19 protein-coding genes and 1 pseudogene are annotated in these 21,137 nt (G+C 48.1%); 6 read left to right on the top strand and 14 right to left on the bottom strand.

The genetic code is table 11. From position 1 onward, the window contains the following. Positions 1-282: 282 nt before the first annotated feature. The 5 genes from thrS to CCC32_RS03935 form a co-directional block, all read right to left on the bottom strand. Positions 283-2,235, bottom strand: a complete 1,953-nt coding sequence (gene thrS / locus CCC32_RS03955) for a threonine--tRNA ligase (RefSeq protein ID WP_287072477.1) — start codon at positions 2,233-2,235, stop codon at positions 283-285. Positions 2,236-2,354: 119 nt separating this feature from the next. Further along, positions 2,355-4,358, bottom strand: a complete 2,004-nt coding sequence (locus CCC32_RS03950) for a tetratricopeptide repeat protein (RefSeq protein ID WP_042519561.1) — start codon at positions 4,356-4,358, stop codon at positions 2,355-2,357. A 74-nt stretch (positions 4,359-4,432) separates the two neighbouring features. Continuing rightward, positions 4,433-4,993 carry a peptide deformylase gene (gene def, locus CCC32_RS03945; protein WP_287072473.1) on the bottom strand — a complete coding sequence of 187 codons (561 nt, stop codon included), beginning with the start codon at positions 4,991-4,993 and terminating at the stop codon, positions 4,433-4,435. Further along, a complete protein-coding gene (ruvX, locus tag CCC32_RS03940; RefSeq protein ID WP_022315862.1) occupies positions 4,990-5,400 on the bottom strand; it encodes a Holliday junction resolvase RuvX in 411 nt (136 codons plus the stop codon). The genes def and ruvX overlap by 4 nt, the downstream gene beginning before the upstream one ends. Before the next feature lie 8 nt (positions 5,401-5,408). Beyond that, on the bottom strand, positions 5,409-5,900 hold the full coding sequence (locus CCC32_RS03935) for an SPOR domain-containing protein (protein ID WP_022315861.1): 492 nt from the start codon (positions 5,898-5,900) through the stop codon (positions 5,409-5,411). A gap of 222 nt (positions 5,901-6,122) precedes the next feature. On the opposite strand from CCC32_RS03935, the gene CCC32_RS03930 reads away from it, so the two are divergent. From CCC32_RS03930 to CCC32_RS03920, 3 genes are all read left to right on the top strand, one after another. Beyond that, on the top strand, positions 6,123-6,344 hold the full coding sequence (locus tag CCC32_RS03930; protein WP_022315860.1) for a YtxH domain-containing protein: 222 nt from the start codon (positions 6,123-6,125) through the stop codon (positions 6,342-6,344). Between the two features lie 82 nt (positions 6,345-6,426). Then, complete coding sequence (locus CCC32_RS03925; protein ID WP_022315859.1) at positions 6,427-6,777, top strand: hypothetical protein; 351 nt, start codon at positions 6,427-6,429, stop codon at positions 6,775-6,777. A 3-nt stretch (positions 6,778-6,780) separates the two neighbouring features. Further along, a complete protein-coding gene (locus tag CCC32_RS03920; protein ID WP_278841877.1) occupies positions 6,781-7,029 on the top strand; it encodes a hypothetical protein in 249 nt (82 codons plus the stop codon). A 682-nt stretch (positions 7,030-7,711) separates the two neighbouring features. Here the strand turns inward: CCC32_RS03920 and CCC32_RS03915 are convergent. The 5 genes and pseudogenes from CCC32_RS03915 to CCC32_RS03895 all read right to left on the bottom strand — a co-directional run bounded on the left by CCC32_RS03915 (position 7,712) and on the right by CCC32_RS03895 (position 14,552). Then, positions 7,712-9,061 (bottom strand): ATP-binding protein, encoded by a 1,350-nt coding sequence (locus tag CCC32_RS03915; RefSeq protein ID WP_287072469.1) that lies wholly within the window; start codon positions 9,059-9,061, stop codon positions 7,712-7,714. Positions 9,062-9,075: 14 nt separating this feature from the next. After that, positions 9,076-9,270 carry a hypothetical protein gene (locus CCC32_RS03910; RefSeq protein WP_287072467.1) on the bottom strand — a complete coding sequence of 65 codons (195 nt, stop codon included), beginning with the start codon at positions 9,268-9,270 and terminating at the stop codon, positions 9,076-9,078. A gap of 136 nt (positions 9,271-9,406) precedes the next feature. Next, positions 9,407-9,814, bottom strand: a pseudogene (locus CCC32_RS03905) (transposase); the annotation flags it as partial. Between the two features lie 239 nt (positions 9,815-10,053). Beyond that, positions 10,054-12,234 carry an alpha-galactosidase gene (locus CCC32_RS03900; RefSeq protein WP_287072465.1) on the bottom strand — a complete coding sequence of 727 codons (2,181 nt, stop codon included), beginning with the start codon at positions 12,232-12,234 and terminating at the stop codon, positions 10,054-10,056. 56 nt (positions 12,235-12,290) lie between these two features. Further along, on the bottom strand, positions 12,291-14,552 hold the full coding sequence (locus tag CCC32_RS03895) for a TonB-dependent receptor (RefSeq protein ID WP_287072516.1): 2,262 nt from the start codon (positions 14,550-14,552) through the stop codon (positions 12,291-12,293). Between the two features lie 273 nt (positions 14,553-14,825). Here CCC32_RS03895 and CCC32_RS03890 point away from each other — a divergent pair, with 273 nt between their 5' ends. Beyond that, on the top strand, positions 14,826-16,460 hold the full coding sequence (locus CCC32_RS03890; protein ID WP_287072462.1) for a SusR-related protein: 1,635 nt from the start codon (positions 14,826-14,828) through the stop codon (positions 16,458-16,460). Between the two features lie 108 nt (positions 16,461-16,568). Here the strand turns inward: CCC32_RS03890 and CCC32_RS03885 are convergent, their stop codons facing one another. Then, positions 16,569-17,462 carry a hypothetical protein gene (locus CCC32_RS03885; protein ID WP_287072460.1) on the bottom strand — a complete coding sequence of 298 codons (894 nt, stop codon included), beginning with the start codon at positions 17,460-17,462 and terminating at the stop codon, positions 16,569-16,571. A 105-nt stretch (positions 17,463-17,567) separates the two neighbouring features. Then, complete coding sequence (locus CCC32_RS03880; protein WP_044080279.1) at positions 17,568-18,008, bottom strand: DUF6108 family protein; 441 nt, start codon at positions 18,006-18,008, stop codon at positions 17,568-17,570. Positions 18,009-18,228: 220 nt separating this feature from the next. On the opposite strand from CCC32_RS03880, the gene CCC32_RS03875 reads away from it, so the two are divergent. Then, on the top strand, positions 18,229-18,669 hold the full coding sequence (locus tag CCC32_RS03875) for a hypothetical protein (protein WP_052484576.1): 441 nt from the start codon (positions 18,229-18,231) through the stop codon (positions 18,667-18,669). A gap of 32 nt (positions 18,670-18,701) precedes the next feature. Beyond that, positions 18,702-19,586 carry an IS3 family transposase gene (locus tag CCC32_RS03870; RefSeq protein WP_287072457.1) on the top strand — a complete coding sequence of 295 codons (885 nt, stop codon included), beginning with the start codon at positions 18,702-18,704 and terminating at the stop codon, positions 19,584-19,586. A gap of 374 nt (positions 19,587-19,960) precedes the next feature. Here CCC32_RS03870 and CCC32_RS03865 read toward each other — a convergent pair whose 3' ends face one another. Then, positions 19,961-20,329, bottom strand: a complete 369-nt coding sequence (locus CCC32_RS03865) for a PG0215 family putative anti-sigma factor (RefSeq protein ID WP_287072455.1) — start codon at positions 20,327-20,329, stop codon at positions 19,961-19,963. Beyond that, entirely contained in the window at positions 20,319-20,795 is a 477-nt protein-coding gene (locus CCC32_RS03860; RefSeq protein WP_502705603.1) for a GFO_1088 family ECF-type sigma factor, read from the bottom strand. The genes CCC32_RS03865 and CCC32_RS03860 overlap by 11 nt, the downstream gene beginning before the upstream one ends. Positions 20,796-21,137: the final 342 nt, after the last annotated feature.

The following is a 21,137-nucleotide window of genomic DNA, read 5'->3' as shown; positions in this document are numbered from 1 at the left end:
GGTAAATACCTCTTTCAGAAGTGTTTAATTTTCATCACTTTATACCAAATTGCAGGATTGCAGACATAAGTCCGACTCGAATGGCGGCATTCTGAACATAATTACCGCACAGCTTACTTAGAAGCCCGATTCAAGAAGCCAAAACTACAGATTTGGCAAGACTGGTATAAGTAACAGAAATCTGAAGACAATCTACACATCATTCAATTCAAATGGGCGCTCACGAATAATCGCAAACGCCCATTCTCCATATCCTTGTGCGGCAGCGCCGCAACGAACTCATTACAATGTCAAGCCTTTAAGCATCTCAGCCACTTCGTCGTTTATCTTCTTGGCGAAGTCTTCCTTGCTCATCACGCCCTGGTCGCCACCGCCCTGCTTACGCACGGCAACAGTACCCTCGGCCTGCTCCTTCTCTCCCACTACGAGCATGTATGGGATGCGCTTCATCTCGTTGTCGCGAATCTTGCGTCCAATCTTCTCGTTGCGGTCGTCAACCTTTGCACGCACGCCCTTGCCGTCAAGATACTTGGCAAGATTATTTGCGTATTCGTTATACTTCTCTGAGATTGGCAGGATAGCCACCTGGTCTGGTGTGAGCCAGAGTGGGAAATGACCTGCGGTATGCTCGATGAGCACGGCGGTGAAACGCTCCAGCGAGCCGAATGGTGCACGGTGTATCATTACCGGAGTCTTCTTAGAGTTGTCCTCTGCTGTATATTCCAGTTTGAAACGCTCCGGCAGGTTGTAGTCCACCTGGATTGTTCCGAGCTGCCATCTGCGTCCGATGGCATCCTTCACCATGAAGTCGAGCTTTGGTCCGTAGAACGCAGCCTCGCCTTCTTCCTCACGGCACTGAAGACCCTTCTCGCGACAAGCCTCGCGGATGGCATTCTGGCTGTCTTCCCAATTCTGATCGTCGCCGATATATTTCTCTGTGTCCTTTGGGTCACGAAGTGAAATCTGAGCCTCGTAGTCCTTGAATCCAAAGATGTTAAACACCTTGAGGATTACGTCGATCACGTTTTCGAACTCTTTCTTCACCTGGTCCGGACGCACGAATATGTGGGCATCGTCCTGTGTAAACGTACGCACACGTGTCAATCCATGCAGCTCACCGCTCTTCTCATAGCGGAACACCGTACCGAACTCTGCGATACGCAATGGCAGATCCTTGTATGAACGTGGTTTGCGGGCATATACCTCACAATGGTGCGGACAGTTCATCGGCTTCAGCATATACTCCTCATCCTCCTCTGGAGTGTGGATTGGCTGGAAGGCGTCCTTGCCATAGTGTGCATAGTGGCCAGAAGTAACATAAAGGCTCTTTCCGCCGATTCCCGGAGTAATTACCTCCTGATAGTTATATGGTTTCAGGAGAGTGCGAAGCAGCTCCTGAAGACGCAGACGCAGCTGTGTTCCCTTCGGCAGCCAAATAGGAAGTCCCTTGCCCACACGCTCTGAGAACATGAAGAGTTCCATCTCCTTGCCTATCTTTCTGTGGTCGCGCTTCTTTGCCTCTTCGAGCATCACGAGATATTCGTCGAGCATCTTCTTCTTTGGGAAAGTGATACCGTAGATTCGTGTCATCTGCTCACGCTTGGCATCGCCACGCCAGAAGGCTCCGGCAACGCTTGTTATCTTGATTGCCTTGATGGCACCAGTGCTCACAAGGTGGGGACCCTTACAGAGGTCTGTGAAATGGCCCTGTGTGTATGTGGTGATGGTACCGTCCTCAAGGTCTTGGTCGATGTGCTCGTATTTGTATTCCTGACCGTCTGCCTTGAATTCCTTCAGGGCGTCTGCCTTTGAAACCTCCTTACGCACGAGCAGCTCGTCTTTAGCCGCGAGCTCCTTCATCTTCTTCTCAATCTTGTCGAAGTCTCCCTCCTTGATCACTACACCGTCTTTCGGCATAACATCATAGAAGAATCCATTATCTACAGCAGGTCCGAAACCGAACTGGATTCCAGGGTACAACTCCTGGAGCGCTTCAGCCAACAGGTGGGCTGATGTGTGCCAGAAGGCGTGTTTGCCTTCTTCGTCTTCCCACTTGTACAATGTTACCTTTGCATCCTCGTTGATAGGACGGTTCAACTCTACCGTTTCGCCATTCACGCCGCAAGCCAATACGTTGCGGGCCAAAGCCGGCGAAATGCTCTCTGCAATCTGCAGACCAGTCACGCCCTGTTCATACTCACGAACAGTTCCGTCTGGAAATGTGATTTTAATCATAATTGTATTTATTTGTTTTTAGCGAGTGATACGAATACCCGCGATTGTTTTAACAAGTGCAAAATTACTATTTTCCTGTGAAACGAAGAAAGAACATACGTTAAATATGTCTTCATCTATCATTTTCCCTTCTTGTTTCCATATTTCTTTATTGCCACATAGGCATCCACGAGTCCCAGTTCGCCAGCTTTGCTGAGGTCTGCCACTCCCTGTTCCACATTTCCGGCAAACACCCTCACCATTCCTCTGTTATAGTAAGCCTCTGCCAGTCTGCCGTCAATGGAGATGGCCTTGTCGTAGTCTGCCAGCGCCTTGCCATAGTTTTTGGATGCGGCATACAGGTTTGCCCTGTCGTAATAAAGATATGCGTTGTTGCCGTCGAGACTTATCGCTTTGGCAAGGTCGTCGATAGCCTTCTGCTCACTGAACATCGGTTTGCCTCCCATCGACGCATCGAATGTCCTCAACATCGTCAGACATACCGCCCTCTGCCAATATGCGAGTACCGAGGTGCTGTCTATCTGCAGATATGCCGAAAGGTCGTTTTCTGCATCGTAATAATTCTGGGTCACGCAATACGCCACAGCCCTTTTGAGCAGATACCCCTTGTCGCCACGCAGGTCCTTCGATTTCTGTATCATATCGCTCAGCGAGTCTATCATCACGAGATAGCGCTTCGATGTTTCCTCGTCGAGGCTCTTCGGATTACAGGTTATCTGTAGTGGCAAGCTGGCATTGTGTATCGTGGCGTCTGACTTCTCTGCCATTTCCTTGTTGAAACGGTCAACGATTTCATCTGAAGCGACATACGACTTCACGCCGTTGTTGTACTGGATGAACGAGAGCTGGTACATCGGCATATACTCCACATCGAGGTGGCGGTTCTGCACCTTTCCTCTGTAGGAGTTTTCATACTCATGGTCCACCTCTGCCTTGTCGTCAACCACGAGCTGGTTGTATTTGTCGAAGTTTATCTCGCTTCTCTTTCTCACATCACGTATCTTCTTCTTGCTCCAACGTGGCTGATAGCCATTCGACTTGTCGTTCTGCGCCTTGAAGATGCGGAACTCATCGAGCTCTGCCTTCGCCGTCATGCCGAGACGGCGGTAGCAGCGGGCACGGTTGCTGAGTCCTACCCAGAAATTGGGGAATTGTGATATCAATGTGGAATAGTCGGCAATCGCACCTCTCAGGTTTCCAATGCGCTCACGCAGCAGCGCACGGTTGTAGATAGCCATCACGTTGCCTGGTTCAAGACGGATTATGAAGTCGAAGTCCTCCACCGCCCTGTTGTCGTCGCCCACCTGCACACGCAGCTGTCCTCGGTTGTAGTGTGCCAGGAAATTGTTCGGCTCCAGTTCAATTGCCTTGTCGTAATCCGCCAGCGCTCCACGCAGGTTGTTGATATTGTATCTTGCCAACGCACGGTTCACATAATATCCCGCCATGCTTGGTTTCAGATGTATTGCCTTGGAGAGCTGCTGCTCAGCGTCTTTCCATTCTGACTTAGCCAGACTTATCATCGAGCGTGTCGCCCATGCCTCACCGTCGTATGGGTTGAGTTCCAGGCTCTTGTCCAGATACTGGCTTCCTTGCAGAGTGTCTTTCTGTTGCAGACACAGTTCTGCCTTGAGTCTGAACGCCTGTGAATATTTAGGCCAGCGCCTCATCATCACGTCGAGATCTGCCGATGCCTTGTCATAATCCTTGTCCTCCAGCTTACACAACACCCTGTTATACCACAGGTTCTTGTTGTCCGGCTCGTATTCTATCGTCTTGTCGTAGTCGGCTATGGCTCCAGAGAAATTGTTCTGCTTGATGCGGCAGAGTCCCCTCAGCTCGTAAATCACCGGCACATAGGGGTTCAGTCTTATCGCCTCGGTGCAGTCGGCCTCGGCCCCCACATAGTCGTCGAGCCTGAACTTCGCCTCGCCTCTTCCCAGCCACGGCTCGTAGAGATATGGCTTTGAGGCTATGGCACGGCTGAAATACTGTATAGACAAGACATAATCCTCATAATACAATGCGCTCTGCCCTACCCTTATCAATCTGTCGATGTTGTATTGCGCCCTGGCAAAGGCCAACGAGGCGAAACATAATACCAATAAGAGTATCTTGCGCATAGTAGCATGAGGATTACGTGTCTGTTGTTCTAAAAGAATATCTTCGTCAAAACGACGGCTCATCGAGCCCCGCATCAGCGTCTTGCCGCCTTTGTGCGGTAGCTGCAGCGGTAGCGTCCCTGCAAGAGAGCCTTCAGTTTGCTCTTGATGAGCTGCTTTCTCAGCGGAGAGATGCGGTCGATGAACATCTTGGCGTCGAGATGGTCGAACTCGTGCTGCATGACACGGGCCAGATATCCCTCCACCCACTCATCGTGCTCGTTGAGGTCTTCGTCGAGATACTGCACATGGATGCGTGTAGGACGTGTCACTTTCTCCTGGATGCCAGGCAGCGAGAGACATCCTTCCTCCAGGCTCTCCGTATTCGTTTCGTCGTATTCTATGATATGTGGATTGATGAATCCCTTCTTGAATCCCTTGTATTCGGGAAAATCTTCCGACAGCACATCGAGGTCGATTACCACAACCCTGATGTTCAGTCCTATCTGCGGTGCGGCAAGTCCCACGCCGTTAGCCTCCTCCATCGTCTCGAACATGTTTGCCAACAGTTCCTTCAGATTGGGATAGTCTTTCCCAATATCAGCCGATTCTTTTCTCAATACCGGCTGTCCGTATATATATATAGGTAAAATCATCTCTTTGACTCCAAAAAGCTTTGTAATATTATTGTTGCGCTTATTTCATCTACGAGCGCTTTGTTCTGACGCGCCTTCTTTTTCAGTCCGCCGTCTATCATCGCCTTGTGTGCAAGCACCGATGTGAAACGCTCGTCATAGTATATGATAGGCACCTGCTGATGGTTTTTCCAGCGCGCCACAAACTGTCTCACCCTCGCCAGGTTCTCGCTCGGCTCGCCATTCGGCTGCCGCGGTTCGCCGATGACAATCAGCTCCACGCTCTCCTCGCTGATGTATTTCACGAGATAGTCGTAGAGCTGCGCCGTAGGCACTGTGGCAAGCCCTCCTGCAATGATCTGCAGGGGGTCGGTCACGGCAAGTCCGGTGCGTTTCTTTCCGTAGTCTATCGACAGTATGCGTGCCACGGTTCTGATTACTGCTGGTTATAGAGCAGCCATGCGTCCGGATACTGGCTTCTCAACTGGTTGCGGCTCTGCACAGCCTCGTTCTTGGTATCGAATGTAGTTGCCACCACACGATACATCCTTGTAGCCGAGTCGTAAGCCACCTGTGCGGCATAGCCCTTGTTGTTGAGCTGTCCCTGCATTCCCTCTGCATTTGCCTGCACAGAGAAAGAGCCTACCACAACGCTGAACGACTTCAGTCCGGCACCGCTTATCACAGAGTATTTGCCCTGACGCACCGGCACATTGTCGGTATTGTCAACGACAACTGTCTCGTTGGCTGGCTTCTCCACAACTGGAGTCACTACTGCAACTTCTTCTGTAGGCTGTTCTGTAGCGGTCTTGTTTTCGGCAGCCTGTGCCTTTTCATACATCTTTCTGTATGCTTTCTCAGACGAACCACAGCTTGTGAATGCAACAGCCAGGAAAAGGCTTGCGCAGATTATAGTATATTTCTTCATTTCAGTTATATTGTTTGGTTATACATTCTTATTTTTCAAAATCTCTGCAAAGTTAAATAAATTAGGTGTAAATAAAGAGATTGCGGCACACAAAGTTTGTTAAATACCTTCTTTATCTCTTCAGCGGGCAAAAAAATAGTAAAAAGGCATTGCCGATACAAAAAAAAGCACTATATTTGCTTTCACAATAACATTTAGTCTAATTTTTAACATCTGAAGATTATGAAAGCATTAGGTTACATCGGAGCATTCCTCGGCGGAGCTCTGGCAGGAACAGCACTCGGTCTATTACTCGCCCCAGAAAAGGGTACCGATACAAGAGAGAAAATCACTGACGCCATCGACGACTTCTGCAAGCGCCATAGCATCAAGCTGACACGCAAGGAAATGGGTGACTTGGCTGACGACATCCAGGATGCGGCAGCTGAATCTGAGGAGGTATAACACCTGCCTCCAGCCATCTGCCACGCTTGGCGGATGGACAAAGAACAAGGTAAACGAACTATAACTAAATCCAAGGACATTGATGTTTTCAAGTGATAGGAACATCGGCATAATAGGCAGACTCGTGGAGTTAGCCCGTCATTACTTCGGCCTTCAGTGCGAATACATAAAGCTCGGAGCGATAGAGAAGTCTGTCAGACTGATAACGGCACTCGTGATAGTGGCGGTATTGGCTCTCATAATCATCATGACACTGATATTCTTCTCGCTCGCCGCCACGGTATGGCTGTCCGACTGCATCGGGTATGCTGGAGCCTTCTGCGTGGTGGGGGCATTCTATCTGGTTGCCTTCCTACTGTTCCTCCTATTCAGAAAACCGCTCGTGGAGCGTCCGTTGGTGAAATTCCTCACCGATGTTTTAATGGACAGATAGCTTATGGACAAGACTCAGAACCACCAACAGCATTTCCATTCATTGGACGACATCGCGGCTCGCCGTGAAGAGTTGCTCAAAGGAATGAACAAAGACCAGAAAGAAATTGGTCTGCTATGGAACGCGATGTTCAAGCCGGAGAAGAAGACCAGACAGAAAGGTTTCACTCTGTCGAGCGTCCTCAGCTCGAGCGTCGGCATCATCGACGGTGCCTTGTTCGCATGGAAGATTTACCGGAAGTTCAAACGATGACAAACGGATAAACGGAATACACAATCCCCGGCACAAGCTGCAACAAACGCTCTTGTACCGGGGATTTTCTTTTGTTTTCCCATATAAACGCCCACCACTCTTCAATATCCACACGCCTCTCTCCTACTTACCACATGTCAATGCAAGTCGGTCGTTATCGTCCGCATGGTCAAATCGTCAGCACTCTCCAACTCACTATATGTCCATGCAAGCCATTATGACCTATTGGAGATAAAAGTGTTTTCCCGAAAAAAAGTGTCATAGTATCATTTTCTGCCGTTATTTTACCGTCAAGTCTCTGGTTTATAAAGACTTGGAAGAATGATACTTTTCTTGTTTCTTTACAGAAAAGTATCATAGAAGTATCATTTTGAAAGCCGAAGTATCATCACTTCCAGACTATCCACACACAACGACAACAGTTTCTTTCGCGCCAAGACCTGCCAAACCGAGTAGTTCCATATCCTGTTTCATCCAAAGAACACTTTGATTTCTGTTTTGGGCATCAACGGGCACATTCGGGGCATTGATGTTGCCCAAGTGGGGTAAGCTGCTTGCCCAACCGGGGCACGCTGCTTGCCCATCATGGGCACGCTGCTTGCCCCGGATGGGCACAATTGCAGTCAGACGTCTGCCCAATAAATTGCAAGAACGATCATTGCAGAGTTTTGGGTACCAACATCTATAATAGACTCGCCATGAACAGAGGAAGATACACAACTCCATCTTTAACTTCAACATCTGCAGGATGAAGTACATACGATTCGGCTAGCATCGGAGCAAACTTAGTTCTCAACTTGTTTAATGATGTTATCGTATAGCTATTAGAAGATTTAACTTCTATAGGGGATATGTTATGGCGATTTGTTATAACAGGTTTAGAAACCAAGAAGTCTATCTCCATTCTATCTTCTGCACTATTTTTAGAATTATTAGAATAGAAAAACAATTCATGCCCTGATGCTTTCAACATCTGCGCCACAACATTCTCTACCAACATACCTTCGTTAACCTCAAGTTTACCTAAAGCCAATTTCAGATAAAGCTCATTCCCCATAATAGTCTTAAGATTAAAAGCATGACTTATCAAAAGACCTGTATCAGCCATATAGCACTTCAACGTTGTTCGTTCCTCATTCATTCTCAAACCAATATCTGGAGCTGTAGAGTTGTAACAGATATTCACCACCCTTGACTCAGCTAACCAAAAGAATGAAGATTCATATTCACGATAACGCGCCTTATTGCTAATTGATGCCAAGCGGAATTTCTTTTCATGCCTACTCAAAGCAGATGGTATCTCATCAAAAATAGCCTTTACCTTAATTTCGTTGCCAACAGCATATTTCTCTATATCAGCCTTATAGAGTGAAAGGATATTACGCTTCACCATATCGACCTTCATAAAATCATTGGTTTCTACATATTCCGCTACAGCTTGTGGCATTCCTCCAACTATCATATAATGCCTAAAATGGCTCATAGCCTTACGATGTAGAGGACCAAGCTTTTGTTTCTTTTCAAAGCACATACGAATAAATGGCATTAGCTGCTCATCTCCTACAGCCCAAAGAAATTCTTCAAAATCCATAGGAAACATATTAATACGATGTTCTTCCGACGGAATAACTATATCTTTCACATTCCTATTGATGCTTACCAGAGAACCTGTCTCGATATAATCATAACGCCCATCTTTTACCAAATATTTAATAGCTGCACGCGCCTTAGGACAAAGCTGAACTTCATCAAATACAATAACCGTATCACGAGGATATAACGTGACATTATAATACAAAGCAAGATAGCTGAAGAATACATCTAAATTCCTCAGATACTTATCAAAGATTTCTATCAAGTTATCATCTGCATTATTGAAATCTACCAAAATATATGACTTATATTCATTCTTGGCAAATTCTTCAACAATATAGCTTTTACCTATTCGACGAGCTCCATCTATCATTAAAGCAGACTTTCCTTGAGCATTCTGCTTCCACAGAAGCATCTCGTTATAGATCTTCCTCTTCATAATTATTCCTTACATTAATAATGAACAACAATAGTTCTTATCACGTTTTCGAGCATGCAAAACATCCTAATTATCACGTTTTCGAGCATGCGCAGCACCCCAATTATCACGTTTTCGAGCATGCAAAACATCCTAATCATCACGTTTTCGAGCATGCGCAGCACCCCAATTATCACGTTTTCGAGCATGCGCAGCACCCCAATTATCACGTTTTCGAGCTCTCATACTATACAAAGGTACAAGGAAAAGGGGTATGTTGTATGATGCAAACGCATATTTTAGGCAAGATTAACAAGTATGAACACCAAGTAAGTAACGTGAGTTCGACGAATTAGAATAAGGTTTAAACCTCTCCACCTGAGTGTTCTTGAAGATGGTGTGCTTCATACTGTGGGCCTTGACAAATGCGGCCGCATAGAGGAACTGTCGGAAATAGTTCGTTCGGTAGGTGTTGCACGACATGCGGTCAGCCTTGAAGTACTTCAGGTCTTTTATCCACAGTTCCATTTCACCACGTCTGCAGTAACGTTTGTAGATGGTCTCAACTGAATTGTTCCTATTGCTGGTGACGACAAAACGGATATTGGTCCCTTCGGCTGACACTTCAATCTTTGCTATAACACGCTGTGCATGCTTCCACGTTCCTGCTTTGTACTCAAGCTTGAAGTATCTTCTGATTTGTCGAGATGACAAAAATAAACGCTTCTTTTTTTTGTTCCTATGAATTATATAGGTAAGGCAGTGCTTTGACAAAGACCTTAATCCACAGTCCGCTTATGGGCACAAATCCTATCGGATTTAAATAAAAGGGTTTACATTAGGTCTTACGAGAACCAGTTCTCGACAACCTAACGTAAACCCTTTTATTTGTGCACAGCACGCGCCCATAATCAGAAAAAACAAACAAAACACAAGGTTATCAAGAAAAACATGTTCTTCATGTCTTCTTGTCTAAGAAACAGTTGATGCTTTTCTGTATTGTCTGCGTCTGCTTACTCCAGCGTCAGCACATGGCTGATGCCGTCCTGCGCCGTGAACACGCTCAGACCTACCTTCATCAGATAGTCGCCGCTATACTGCTTGCCGTCACACTCCAGCTCCGACTGCTTGCCCGGCATCAGGTTAGTCTCCTTTACGGTGTATGTCTTGCTGGCGTCCAAGCCCTGCAGCTTCACGTTCTGCTGCGGCTCCTTATAGCGAGGATGCAGGTCGTAGGCGAAGAGCACGGCACGCTGCTTGTCCTTGCTGACATAATTGATGGCGCAATGGCTGCCCTCGTAGGGCGACACAAGGCGATACTGGTCGCCCTCCAGAATCATCGGCTTCATACTGTTGTAGTTCTTTACTGCCTGCTGCACAAACTTATAGTCGTCAGCAGAGAGCGACTTGAGGTCGATGTCGAAGCCAAGCTTGCATGAGCTGCATACGTCGGTGCGGAACTTCACGGACGTGTTCTTGTTCCAGTTTGTCACATGCGATCCCATTGTCTTTGCAGGGAAGAACTTCGACAGGCTCCACTGGATGTAGAGGCGCTCGTACGGGTCGGTGTCGTCTGAGCACCAGAACTCGGTGAAGTACTTCAGCATCTCGTAGTCCATTCTGCCGCCACCGCCTGAGCAGAGCATCATAGGCAGCTTCGGATACTTCTTGTGAATGCGTGTGAGCACATTGTAGATACCACGCACGTGGTCGATGTAGAAGTTGCCCTGATTCTGCTTGTGGTAGGGCGAATAGATGTTAGTGATGACGCTGTTGCAGTCCCACTTAAAGTAAGCCACGTCGGGATTCTCGGTCATGATGCGGTCCACAATGCCGAACACATAATCCTGCACCTTGGGATTGCTGATGTCGAGCACCAGCTGGTTGCGATAATAATATGTGTCGCGCTGTGGCTGCGTTATCACCCAGTCGGGATGTTTCTCGAAGAGTTCGCTCTTGGGATTGACCATCTCCGGCTCTATCCATATTCCGAACTTCACTCCAGCCTTCTTTGCGTCTCTCACCATTCCAGGTATGCCTTCGGGCAGCTTGCTCTTCGTGGCGTCCCAGTCGCCCAGTCCGGCATGGTCGTCCTTGCGCGGATACTTGTTGGCGAACCATCCGTCGTCCAGCAAGAACATGTCCACGCCCAGATCCTTGGCGTCCTTCATCAGCTCGGCGAGGCTCTGCTGATTAAAGTCGAAGCCCGTGTTCTCCCAGTTGTTGAGGAGTGTGAGGCGGTCGTCCATGCCCATGTTCACCTGATACTGGCGTGCCCAGTTGTGCAGGTTGCGTGATGCCTCTCCCATGCCGTTGTCGCTCATGGCGAAGATAAATTCAGGCGTCGTGAACACCTCGCCCGCTTTCAGCTTATAGTCTGAGGCATAAGGATTGATGGCGGGGATAACACGGAGCGCACCCACGTTGTCCACCTCGAAGGTGAAGCGGAAATTGCCGGGCCATCCTATCGTGCCGAGCATCACCTTGCCCTCGTTCTCCTTTGCTGGCTCGTCGAAGCCCAACTCGAAGAAGGGCTCGGCGTGCATGGCTGCACGTGTGCCGAGCTTGGTGTCGATGATTTTCTTGCCGGTGCTCAGCTGCGTGGTCTCGGGCTGTCCCTCCTTTGCCCAGTCGCTATGATAGTTGGTGAGGAAGTACTTGTTGGCGTTAAAGTAGAGCATCGTCGAGCTATAGCGCCACAATGTGATGGGCGACTTCTCCTTGTGTGATATCTCGCTCCAAGCCTTGATGACGTTCTCCTTGGCGTATGCCACGTAATGGAGCTTCACGGTCAGAGGATAAACCTTGTCCTGAAGAGTGATTATGGTCTCCGTGCCACCCTTGACGGCTCTCTGCTCAGACGACTGATAATACAGATAGGTGGTCATATTGCCGTCGGCGTGGGTTACGGCTACGGCTGGCTCGAAGTAGTCCTCGGCGCCTGATGTGGCATACACCTCGTGTCCGCGCTGGCTGACGGCTACGTCCGAAGCCGCATACACGTCCCACTTGAGGTTGTCATAGTCAGACGGATTAAGCATCTTGTCGCCGAGATAAACCTGATAGAGGCGGCCCTTCGGCGAAACTTTCATCACGAGGTCGGTCTTGTCCGTTGACACACGGATGGTCTTTTGGGCGAATGTCATGACCGAGGTCATACACATTGCCGCAATCAGCATTAATGATTTTCTCATTGTTGTATGGGTTTATTATTGGTAGATAATTCTTGTTCTTGCTCTTTCTTACATCATCAGAACTTGATGCCTGCACTGAACTCCACTGTGAACGGACGCAGATAGTTGCCGCTCATATACTTGCCGGCATACTTGCCAGCCTCTTCCTTCGTGATAAGCTCCGAGCCGCTGATGGTTCCCTTGGCTCCCTTCTCATTCAAGAAGTTGACGACGCTCACGCCGAGGCTGAGATTCTTGTTGACATTCCAGTTGATGCCGCCGAACGTCTCCCAGTGACCGTTGAAGTAGAGCGCCTCCTGAAGGTTGGCGTAGGTCTTGCCGAAGTAGCGGAAGCTGAGCCATGCGTTGAGGTTCTTGGTGATGTCATACTTGGGATCCAGCTCGATGAGCACCTGCGGTATCTCCTTCACTATCTTGTTGTTGGCATTGACGTTCATGGTCTGACCGTCGCTGAACGTCACGCTGGCGTTATAGTTCTTATACACCGGCTTCTGGTAAGTGAAGAGGGCGTGCATGTGGAAGTTCTTGAACGGAGTGATCTCGGCTGACGTGGTCCACCCCAAAGTCTGGATGTTGTAGATGAGCAGCACGGTCTTGCCCTCTGATGTGCCGGGCTTCGTGAGGTTCTGCTGGTCGATGTTGTTGCTCTTCGATATGTATGTCACCATCGATGAGAGGTCAATCCAGTTGTTTCTGTAGAATATTCCGCCACGTACCAACGGGATGGTCACACGCTTATACTGCTCTTCTGTAGGGCCGGTTCCGGCATATTCGCTGATGCGCGGGAAGCGGGTGGCCATGGTGGCGTCGGCTGTAAGACCGAACTGATTGGTGACGTTATATGTCATCTGCAATGTCGCAGCATAGTTGAGCTTGTCCTTCGTGACGTTGGCTGGTGCGATGCTGTGCTCGGCAGCCACGACAGAACCGTCGGCAGCGGTGGAGTAAGTGTTGTAGTTGCCAAGATGGAAACCGCTGAAGCGTGATGTGGCTATCTGGTCGGCAGCCATGCGGTAATACTCCAGACGTCCGCCATAGAACACCTTGAACTTCGGCGAAACTCTCCATTCGTCGGTGAAATAGAGCGCCAGCTTGTTCTCCGAACCCTTCGTATATTCAGGGCTTAGCTCGTTATAGCCGAAAGTCTCAGAGCGACGGGCGGTCTGCGTGGGGTCGAGCGGATTGACGTACATCTGGCTGAGGGTGCACGGATAAGCCTCCACGGTGCCAGCCCACTGGAATGATGACGAATAATAATTGAGATGGTAATACCATTCGTTTAAGCCTATCATCACCTTATGGTTGCCAATCTGCTTGCTCATCTCCGTGGTCAGCAGGGCGTTGCTCACCTTTCCGAAGTGGAGCCACGTGCGACGACCCTCTATGAGGCCGCTGTATGCCGTACCGTCGGAGAGCTGATAGCCGTCTGCCTCGCTCACCTCTGAGATTGTGCTGCCTCCATAGTCCACGTAGTTGGCACGTGGAGCGTCCATGTATTTGGCGTTGAGTTTCCACAGCCAGCCGTTGTCAAACTGATACTGGCTTATCAATGCCACCTCGTTGGCGTGGTTGTCGCTGACGTCGGTCATGTTCCATGTCTCCATCTTGCCCGTCTTGGTGTTGAGATATCTGAACAATCCCTGGCGCTGAACGTACGAGTCGAGGCCCGGATCGAAACCGGCAAGTTTCTTGATGCTGCCGTCACCGGCATAGATGAAGGGAGCGGCATTGGCGAAGTTGCCGGGATTCTTGCTGTTAGAATACTTATATAATAAGGAGATTCTGCCCTTGCCGTCGCCGAGGATGCGGGTCAGACCAAAGTGATAAATCTGCGTGCGGTCGGCGTAATCGGTGAAGCGGAGCTTGAAGCTGCCCGGATCGAAGTTCTGATACATGCCGGCGGTGTAGAGCCAGCGGTTGCCGATGCCACCGGAGAGGTTGAGGTCGAAGTTCTGCATGCCGAAGTGATTGGCCTTATAGTTGAGCTTTCCGCTGAACTTCTTATCGCCCAACTCGCTGAAAGCCGAAACGGCATAGGCGATGTTGCCGGTCTTGATGGCGCTCTCAGAGGGCGTCATAAGGTCGGTGCCTTTAAGTGAAGCGTCGCTGCGCCAGTGGGCGGACAGCTTGTGCACGGACGAAGAATAGACGGCTGGCAAGCCGTTCTCATACACGGTGACGTCCTCACTCGGCAGACCTATCTGGATTTCGCGCGGCTTGTTGGCGTCGGCTGCATTGAGCATGACGTTGCGCTCTTCCTTCTTTGGCTGCTCCGAATCGTTTGCAGAATTGTTTTCTGTATGCGTTTGTGCATACATGCCCGCCGAGGCTGAAGCCATAAGGGCAAAAGAGAATGTTTTGAGTTTAAGGTTCATATGTTTGATGCGTTTTTGTTTTCGGTTGCAAAATTACTTGCTATATCGGCAGAATGTATGCTTGCGTAAACGCAAAGTAGATAAAAATGAGAAGATGTAAAAGCATAACTTGCTAATATACAAGATGTTCGTTGGTTTACATTTTTTATCAAAGTAGATAGTTTTATTTCGGATATAAATGCTAAATTTGCTGCGTAAAACCTAAAAAACATAGTTATGCAACTGTTTCTTTTCATTCTTCTTATCCTTATGCCCGTGTCTGCTATGGCAAAACAGACATTGGCCACTACGGACATCACGGACGAACGACACCTTCTGGAACTTCTCGACAGCTACATTGAGAAGCGTGACGTTTATGCAAAACAGAAGGAAGAAAAGCTGAAACAGCTGAAGCTGCGCCTTAGGACTGCCGATGACAATGCGGCACGATTAGCCATACTCAACAGCATCTATCGCGAATACTATACGTATCGTTACGACTCGGCTTTGGTCTACGCTGACCATGGACTGGCTCTCTCACGGAGCGACAATGACGCTTACTACACCACGCTCAACCTCATCAATCGTGCTGCCGTGCTGTCGACGGGCGGACTCTACAGCCAGTCGGAATCTCTTCTAAACGAAATTGGCAAGGAAGGCGTTCCGCCACGTCTCAAACAATACTATTATTACACCTTCACATGGCTATACAATTACTGGGAATCGTTCTGCGACAAGTCGGAATTTAAGGACGACCTGCACAATAAGAAGCATCACTTTCTGAGACTGACGGTCAATGCCACCAGCAAGGACGACCTCGCCCTGCATGCTTATCTCAACGCCGAACTTGCCTTCATGGAAAATCCCTTGGGCAAGAACGTGCTCAGCCAGTACACCACAGCCCTTAAGCATAGCCCGGTAAACAGCCGTGTGCATGCGTCGGCAGCATACGGTATTGCACGCTATTATCGCGAAATGGGAAAAACGCAGCTCTACGAGAAATTCATCATAGAGGCTGCCATATCGGATATGGTGTGTCCGTTGAAGGAGAATCTGGCATTGCAGGAGTTCTCCACATATTTATATAAGAAGGACCCGAAGTATGCAGAACACGCCGCACGATACATTTATTGCTCGATGGAAGACGCAAAGTTCTATAACAACCGACTGCGAATGCTCGAGATTTCGAGCATCCTACCCATCATCGCCACTGCCAACCAAGAGGCGCTAGCGCATAAGGAGCGCATCGTGAGGGGCGTGCTGGCGGTGGTCAGCTTTATGGCGCTCGTGCTCTTCGCAATGGCTTTCTTCAGATATAAGCAGAACAAGTGGCTGGCTAAAAGCCGACGTGAGGTGAGAAGCCAGAACAGACAGCTCACCGAACTGAACGAAAAACTCATTGCCACCAACCACCGACACGAGACTTACATGCGGCTGTTCATGGACATCAGCGCCGTGTATATCCGCAAACTCATCGAATACCGCAAGCTCGTGAGCCGTAAGATTAAGACCAATCAGGCGGCGGATCTTCTCAAGACCATCAACTGCTATAAGCTGGCGGAGGAGGAAGCCACCACCTTCCATACCCGATTCGATCGGGCGTTCATCGAACTCTATCCCGGCTTCGTGGACGAGTTGAACGCCTTGCTCCTGCCTGAAGCCAAAATAGAACTGCCTTCTCCTAACTCACTCACCACGGAAGCACGCATTTATGCCCTTATGCGACTGGGTGTGACGGACAGTCAGGAGATAGCCACGCTGCTCTTTTATTCCACGCAGACCATCTACAACTACAAGTCGGCTATGCGTACGCGTGCCATTAACCGCGACACGTTTGACGATGACATCCGCAGACTTTGCCATGTAGGATAACATTGTTTAGTAACTTGTCTATTGTCTCTATTGTCGTTTTTATCATCTGTCTTGCCATGCAAATATCGTACAAAGAGTAAAAACATGTTACAAAAATAAAAATCAATTCTAGAAATCGATTTTATTCTTGTTCTTCTTTTTGCTTGAGTTGATGAGTTTCACGAGCGACAGGACATCCACTCCTACAGAACAGGAGTTCTGATATGCCTTCTTGCCGTTGACTGTCTTGAAAAGTGGCGTTAGACCCAGCGAACCGCTGAAGACAAGCGGACCGATTCCCCAGACTACCGACATGTTAAGTCCCAGACGGTTGAGCTTGTAGGTCTCGTCTGCCGATATGTTTCCTTTCATCTTATACCAGGCATTGGTACGGATCTCGGGCGACAGTCCCAGCCCCAAATAGAAGTCATAGCTGCCATCCACGGTGAACATCATGGGCAGACGGAACGACATATAGTTGATATTGTTGCCGTCGGCTCGCTGGTCCATCTTCACGAAATCCCATTTGCCGCCGGTTTCCGTCACGACATAGTCTTTCTGAAAGCAGAGGTGGCTCCACACAAGCTGGGCTGCGATACTGAATCCCATACTTCTCTGCTTGTTGAACGGCACCGACATGTAATAAGGGGTGACACCAAATTCAAACGACTTTGAAAACCTTGCGTGGTGGAGCTGGCTCGTGCCGAACACCTTGCCGGTGATGTTTGCCATACCGAACCATACCGTAGGATAACGTGGGGCGAAATCGATGTGCTGCAGATTGCTTGTTGGCAGGAATGGCGAACCCACATATACCTGTTCCACTTCCTGGCCATCCACGAAGTTCATTTCGCTGACCTTCGTCTGCTCCACTCCGTCGTTGCCGAACACCTTGACGTTGGTCTTGCTGCCATCCACGTCTACTACGATTTTTTTGTCTTTCACCACAAACATCGTGTCTTCTTTCTCTGCTGCCTCTCCCAAAAGCGGCAAGAACGCAGCCAACAATAGTAATTTCTTCATATTTCAAGTTTTTTTATTATCAAATTGACATCCTGTGAAAATGTTTTTGCCTTTCATAAAGGTCAGGACGGGTTGTTTTTTCAGTGGATTTCCGGAGGGCAGCCCTCAATACTTGGAATAACAGAGTTTCAGTATGTCGTCGGGCGACAGTTTCCCCTCTATATATATCACCGTACCCTTACGGCTGTCCACATAGCTGAAGAGGATGTATCTGTTGTAACCGCCCGGCAAAGGTTTCATCATGTAATATCCACTCACAAGTTCACCACCGTCGATTACCTCGCGCACCTTCTTGGCATTCTTCCTGTCGGCATCGAGATATGGCTTCACCGCATGGTGTAGCTTCTTGTATACCAGACTCTTATACACTCTGAGTTTATAGCCATGCAGCGTGGTGTTTTCCATCACCACCATCTTGCATCCCTTGGCTCTGCCATATCGCTGGAACACATTGTCAACGTTGAGTCCCTTTTGTCCCATCGCTGCAACGGCAAGCATCAGAAGCACAGCCATGAACATCATGCGTCTAAACAAATATCGTTTCATAGTCATTGACATTAAAATTCTACATACATCACCATTCTCCAACAACAAGTCACCTCATCATCCGCATAGCCTCAAACGGATCATCGTCTGCCATTTCACCGACGTTGCGCAATGCCTCAGCAGCTTCTGCATGCACCAAGCGCTTGTCGGTGTACACTTTTCCGTCTTCTGACTTACCCTAAAAAAACTTGACACTTTTGGATGCCTAAAACAAAAGTGTATGAGAACAAAAGTAAAACGTGAAAGAGATCGTGTCCTAAATGAAGCGACAGGTCAGTATGAATGGGTATGGGTAGAATCCACTCGCTACATTCATGATGAAGAAGATCGAGTACTTGCTGCACTTGATTTCCTTAAAGGCGAGAATACGCCTGAGGAATTAGTTGAGAAACATCATATTTCCAACATTCAGGTGCTGTTTTCTTGGGTAGGTCGTTATCTTTCTGAAAATCGTTTAGTATCTTTGCAGGAGAACAACGATGACACTATGGCAAACAAAAGTAAAGACGAGCAGATCAGAGAATTGAAAGCAGAGCTCAAGAAAGCAAGAAAAGAGGCAGAACTAGAGAAACTACGTGCCCATGCCTACGACACAATGATTAACCTTGCAGAAGAACGATTCAATATTCCAATAAGAAAAAAATCTGGCACCAAACAGTAAGTCTGCTCCGCGAAGAGTCTTCACCAGCATCGATGAATACCCTTTGCAGGCTGTTTGGTTATAGCAGACAGTCGTTCTACAACCGTGAAGATCCAGACAATGAATTTGTCGATAATGCCTTAGAAACCATGATAGTGGAGAAGGCCAGAGAATACCGTAAGGATAACCCTGGACTTGGTTGTGCCAAACTATACCTCATCGTCAAACGCTTGTTTGAATCCACTGATCGTATGCCTGGACGAGATGCGTTCATAGAATTGCTCCGTGCCAATGGATTGATGGTGCAGTTGAAAAGACGTCGTCACTACAAGACAACTGACTCCAGTCATCATTACCACAAGTATGACAACTTGATAAAGGATGTGGTTCCCATGCGACCTAACGAAATATGGGTCAGTGACATAACGTACATAGAAACAACTGAGGGTGTGTGTTACTTGTCGCTTATCACGGATGCCTATTCTCATAAGATTGTGGGATGGGCAGTAGGACCGACCTTGGAAACCATATACCCATTGGAGGCACTGCGTATGGCACTGGCAACAATTGACGATGAAACAGCATCCCGTCTCATCCATCATTCTGATAGAGGAAGCCAGTACTGTAGTGCTGCATACGTTAAGGAGCTAAAGGCACATAATATAATGATAAGCATGACCCAAAGCGGTGATCCTCTCGAAAATGCCATTGCAGAACGCGCCAATGGCATCATCAAAACAGAATGGCTCTACAAGATGAGCATACCGTCAATAGAGAATTGTAAGGAAGAACTGACTCGTATCATACGTTTCTATAATACAGAACGTCCGCATATGAGCATTGGATACAAGACTCCCGAAACGGTACATACAGAAGTTGGAGAACAAAAAAGGTGTTGGTGCAATCCATGGAACAGACCTGCTGCCACAGGCAGCTGATAGGTTTTTCTTAGCCATACAGCATCTCCTAAAATAATGGGCGCTGCCCCGAAAGACAACGCCCATACCACTATTTCAGTGTGATGCAGAAACCTATTGCTGGCGAGTTGCTCCTCAGCAGAGCTCGCTTCCTCTTCGGCTTCTGACAGCAAAATTACGAAATATTTTTATTTCTTGCACTAATCAAAGGAATAATCATTAACTTTGCAATTGGAATGCGAGAAGGTAGTAAAGCAAATCAGTTTACTGATGAAATCTTGTAAAACAAATCAGTTCAACTAACAGAACTTGTAAAGTAAAACAGAGAACTGAATAAAAGTAGTAAACCTAATTAGTTAATCGCATCCAATTCTGTCAACTAATTTTAGGAATAGTCATTCAACCATATAGCACACCGCATCACTCTGGTGCGACGGAAGGAAAAAGACCAACAATAACGCCACAGCTGCAGCAGCCGACAGCCAGAGGGCTACCTTGCGGTGCAGACCGACGGTCTTGCCGGCGGTTTCAGGCTTCGCTTCAGCAGCAATGTCATCAGTTTCGTCACGAACCGTTTTCCTCTCTGCATCCACGAAGCAGAACATGACCCTGTATGGTTTCCATTCCGCCGGAATATCACCCGAATGTTCTCTGAAATAAGTTCTCAGAAAATCTTCCTCCGCCATAGTGGTCTCACCGCCGATATATTTCTCCAGCAGTTCCGCAATATGAGCCGTTCTGTTGTCATTAATATCATTTTTCATCTCTTGCTCCTTTCATCAGTTTCATATAAGTATCTCTTATCTTCAGACGCGCCCTTGAGAGGTTCTTTCTCAGATTGTCGGCTGTACAGCCCGTTATCTGCATTATCTCTCCGGCATCATAGCCCTCTATCTCTTTCATTCTGAACAGCTGGCGCTGCAACGGCGGAAGGTGTTCCACTATATTCCGTATCAGTGCCATCTCGTCGAGAGTCTCCACGCCTCGCTCCTCAAAACCGGCGTCACCCTCTGACAATTCGGCTGAAGGATGCCGTTGCTGCCGGCGCCTGTCGTCATAGAAGGCATTGCGCAATATCGTATAGAGAAGTGCTTTTATATTGTCTGAAGCATCCAGCGAGTCGCGCCTTTTCCATAGCCTCAGCATCGCTTCCTGCACGAGGTCCTCGGCATCTTCTCCGTTTCCGGTCATGCCAAAGGCCCGCGACAGCAACTCTTGTCTAAGAGGCAGGATAATATGTATGGTTGAACTCTTCTGGTTTCATCTCTCGTTTATATATATAACGCCAAAGAAAAGGATTTCGGACATTTGGCAGGGATATTTTCAAAAAAAATTACGGACAGACGAACAAACAAGGATATTGCTTCCATTTGTTGACAGACAGGATTATTGCTGAAACGTACAAGTCGAGACATATACCCTTGCCTACTCGTCTACTTGCATACTTGTCTACTTGCCTAAAAATTATATAAAAAACCTGCGGGTAACATAAGTATTTGAGCAAATTTTCGTAACTTTACACGCTCTTTGGCCTGAAGGCTTAGGCTACGTGCCTTGAAATGCCCTACAAAG

Source organism: Prevotella sp. LMAG:51 (assembly GCF_008680225.1).
Lineage (GTDB): Bacteria > Bacteroidota > Bacteroidia > Bacteroidales > Bacteroidaceae > Prevotella > Prevotella pectinovora.
The sequence above is the reverse complement of the archived record's forward strand: the minus strand, read 5'-3'. Positions and strand labels throughout refer to the sequence as shown.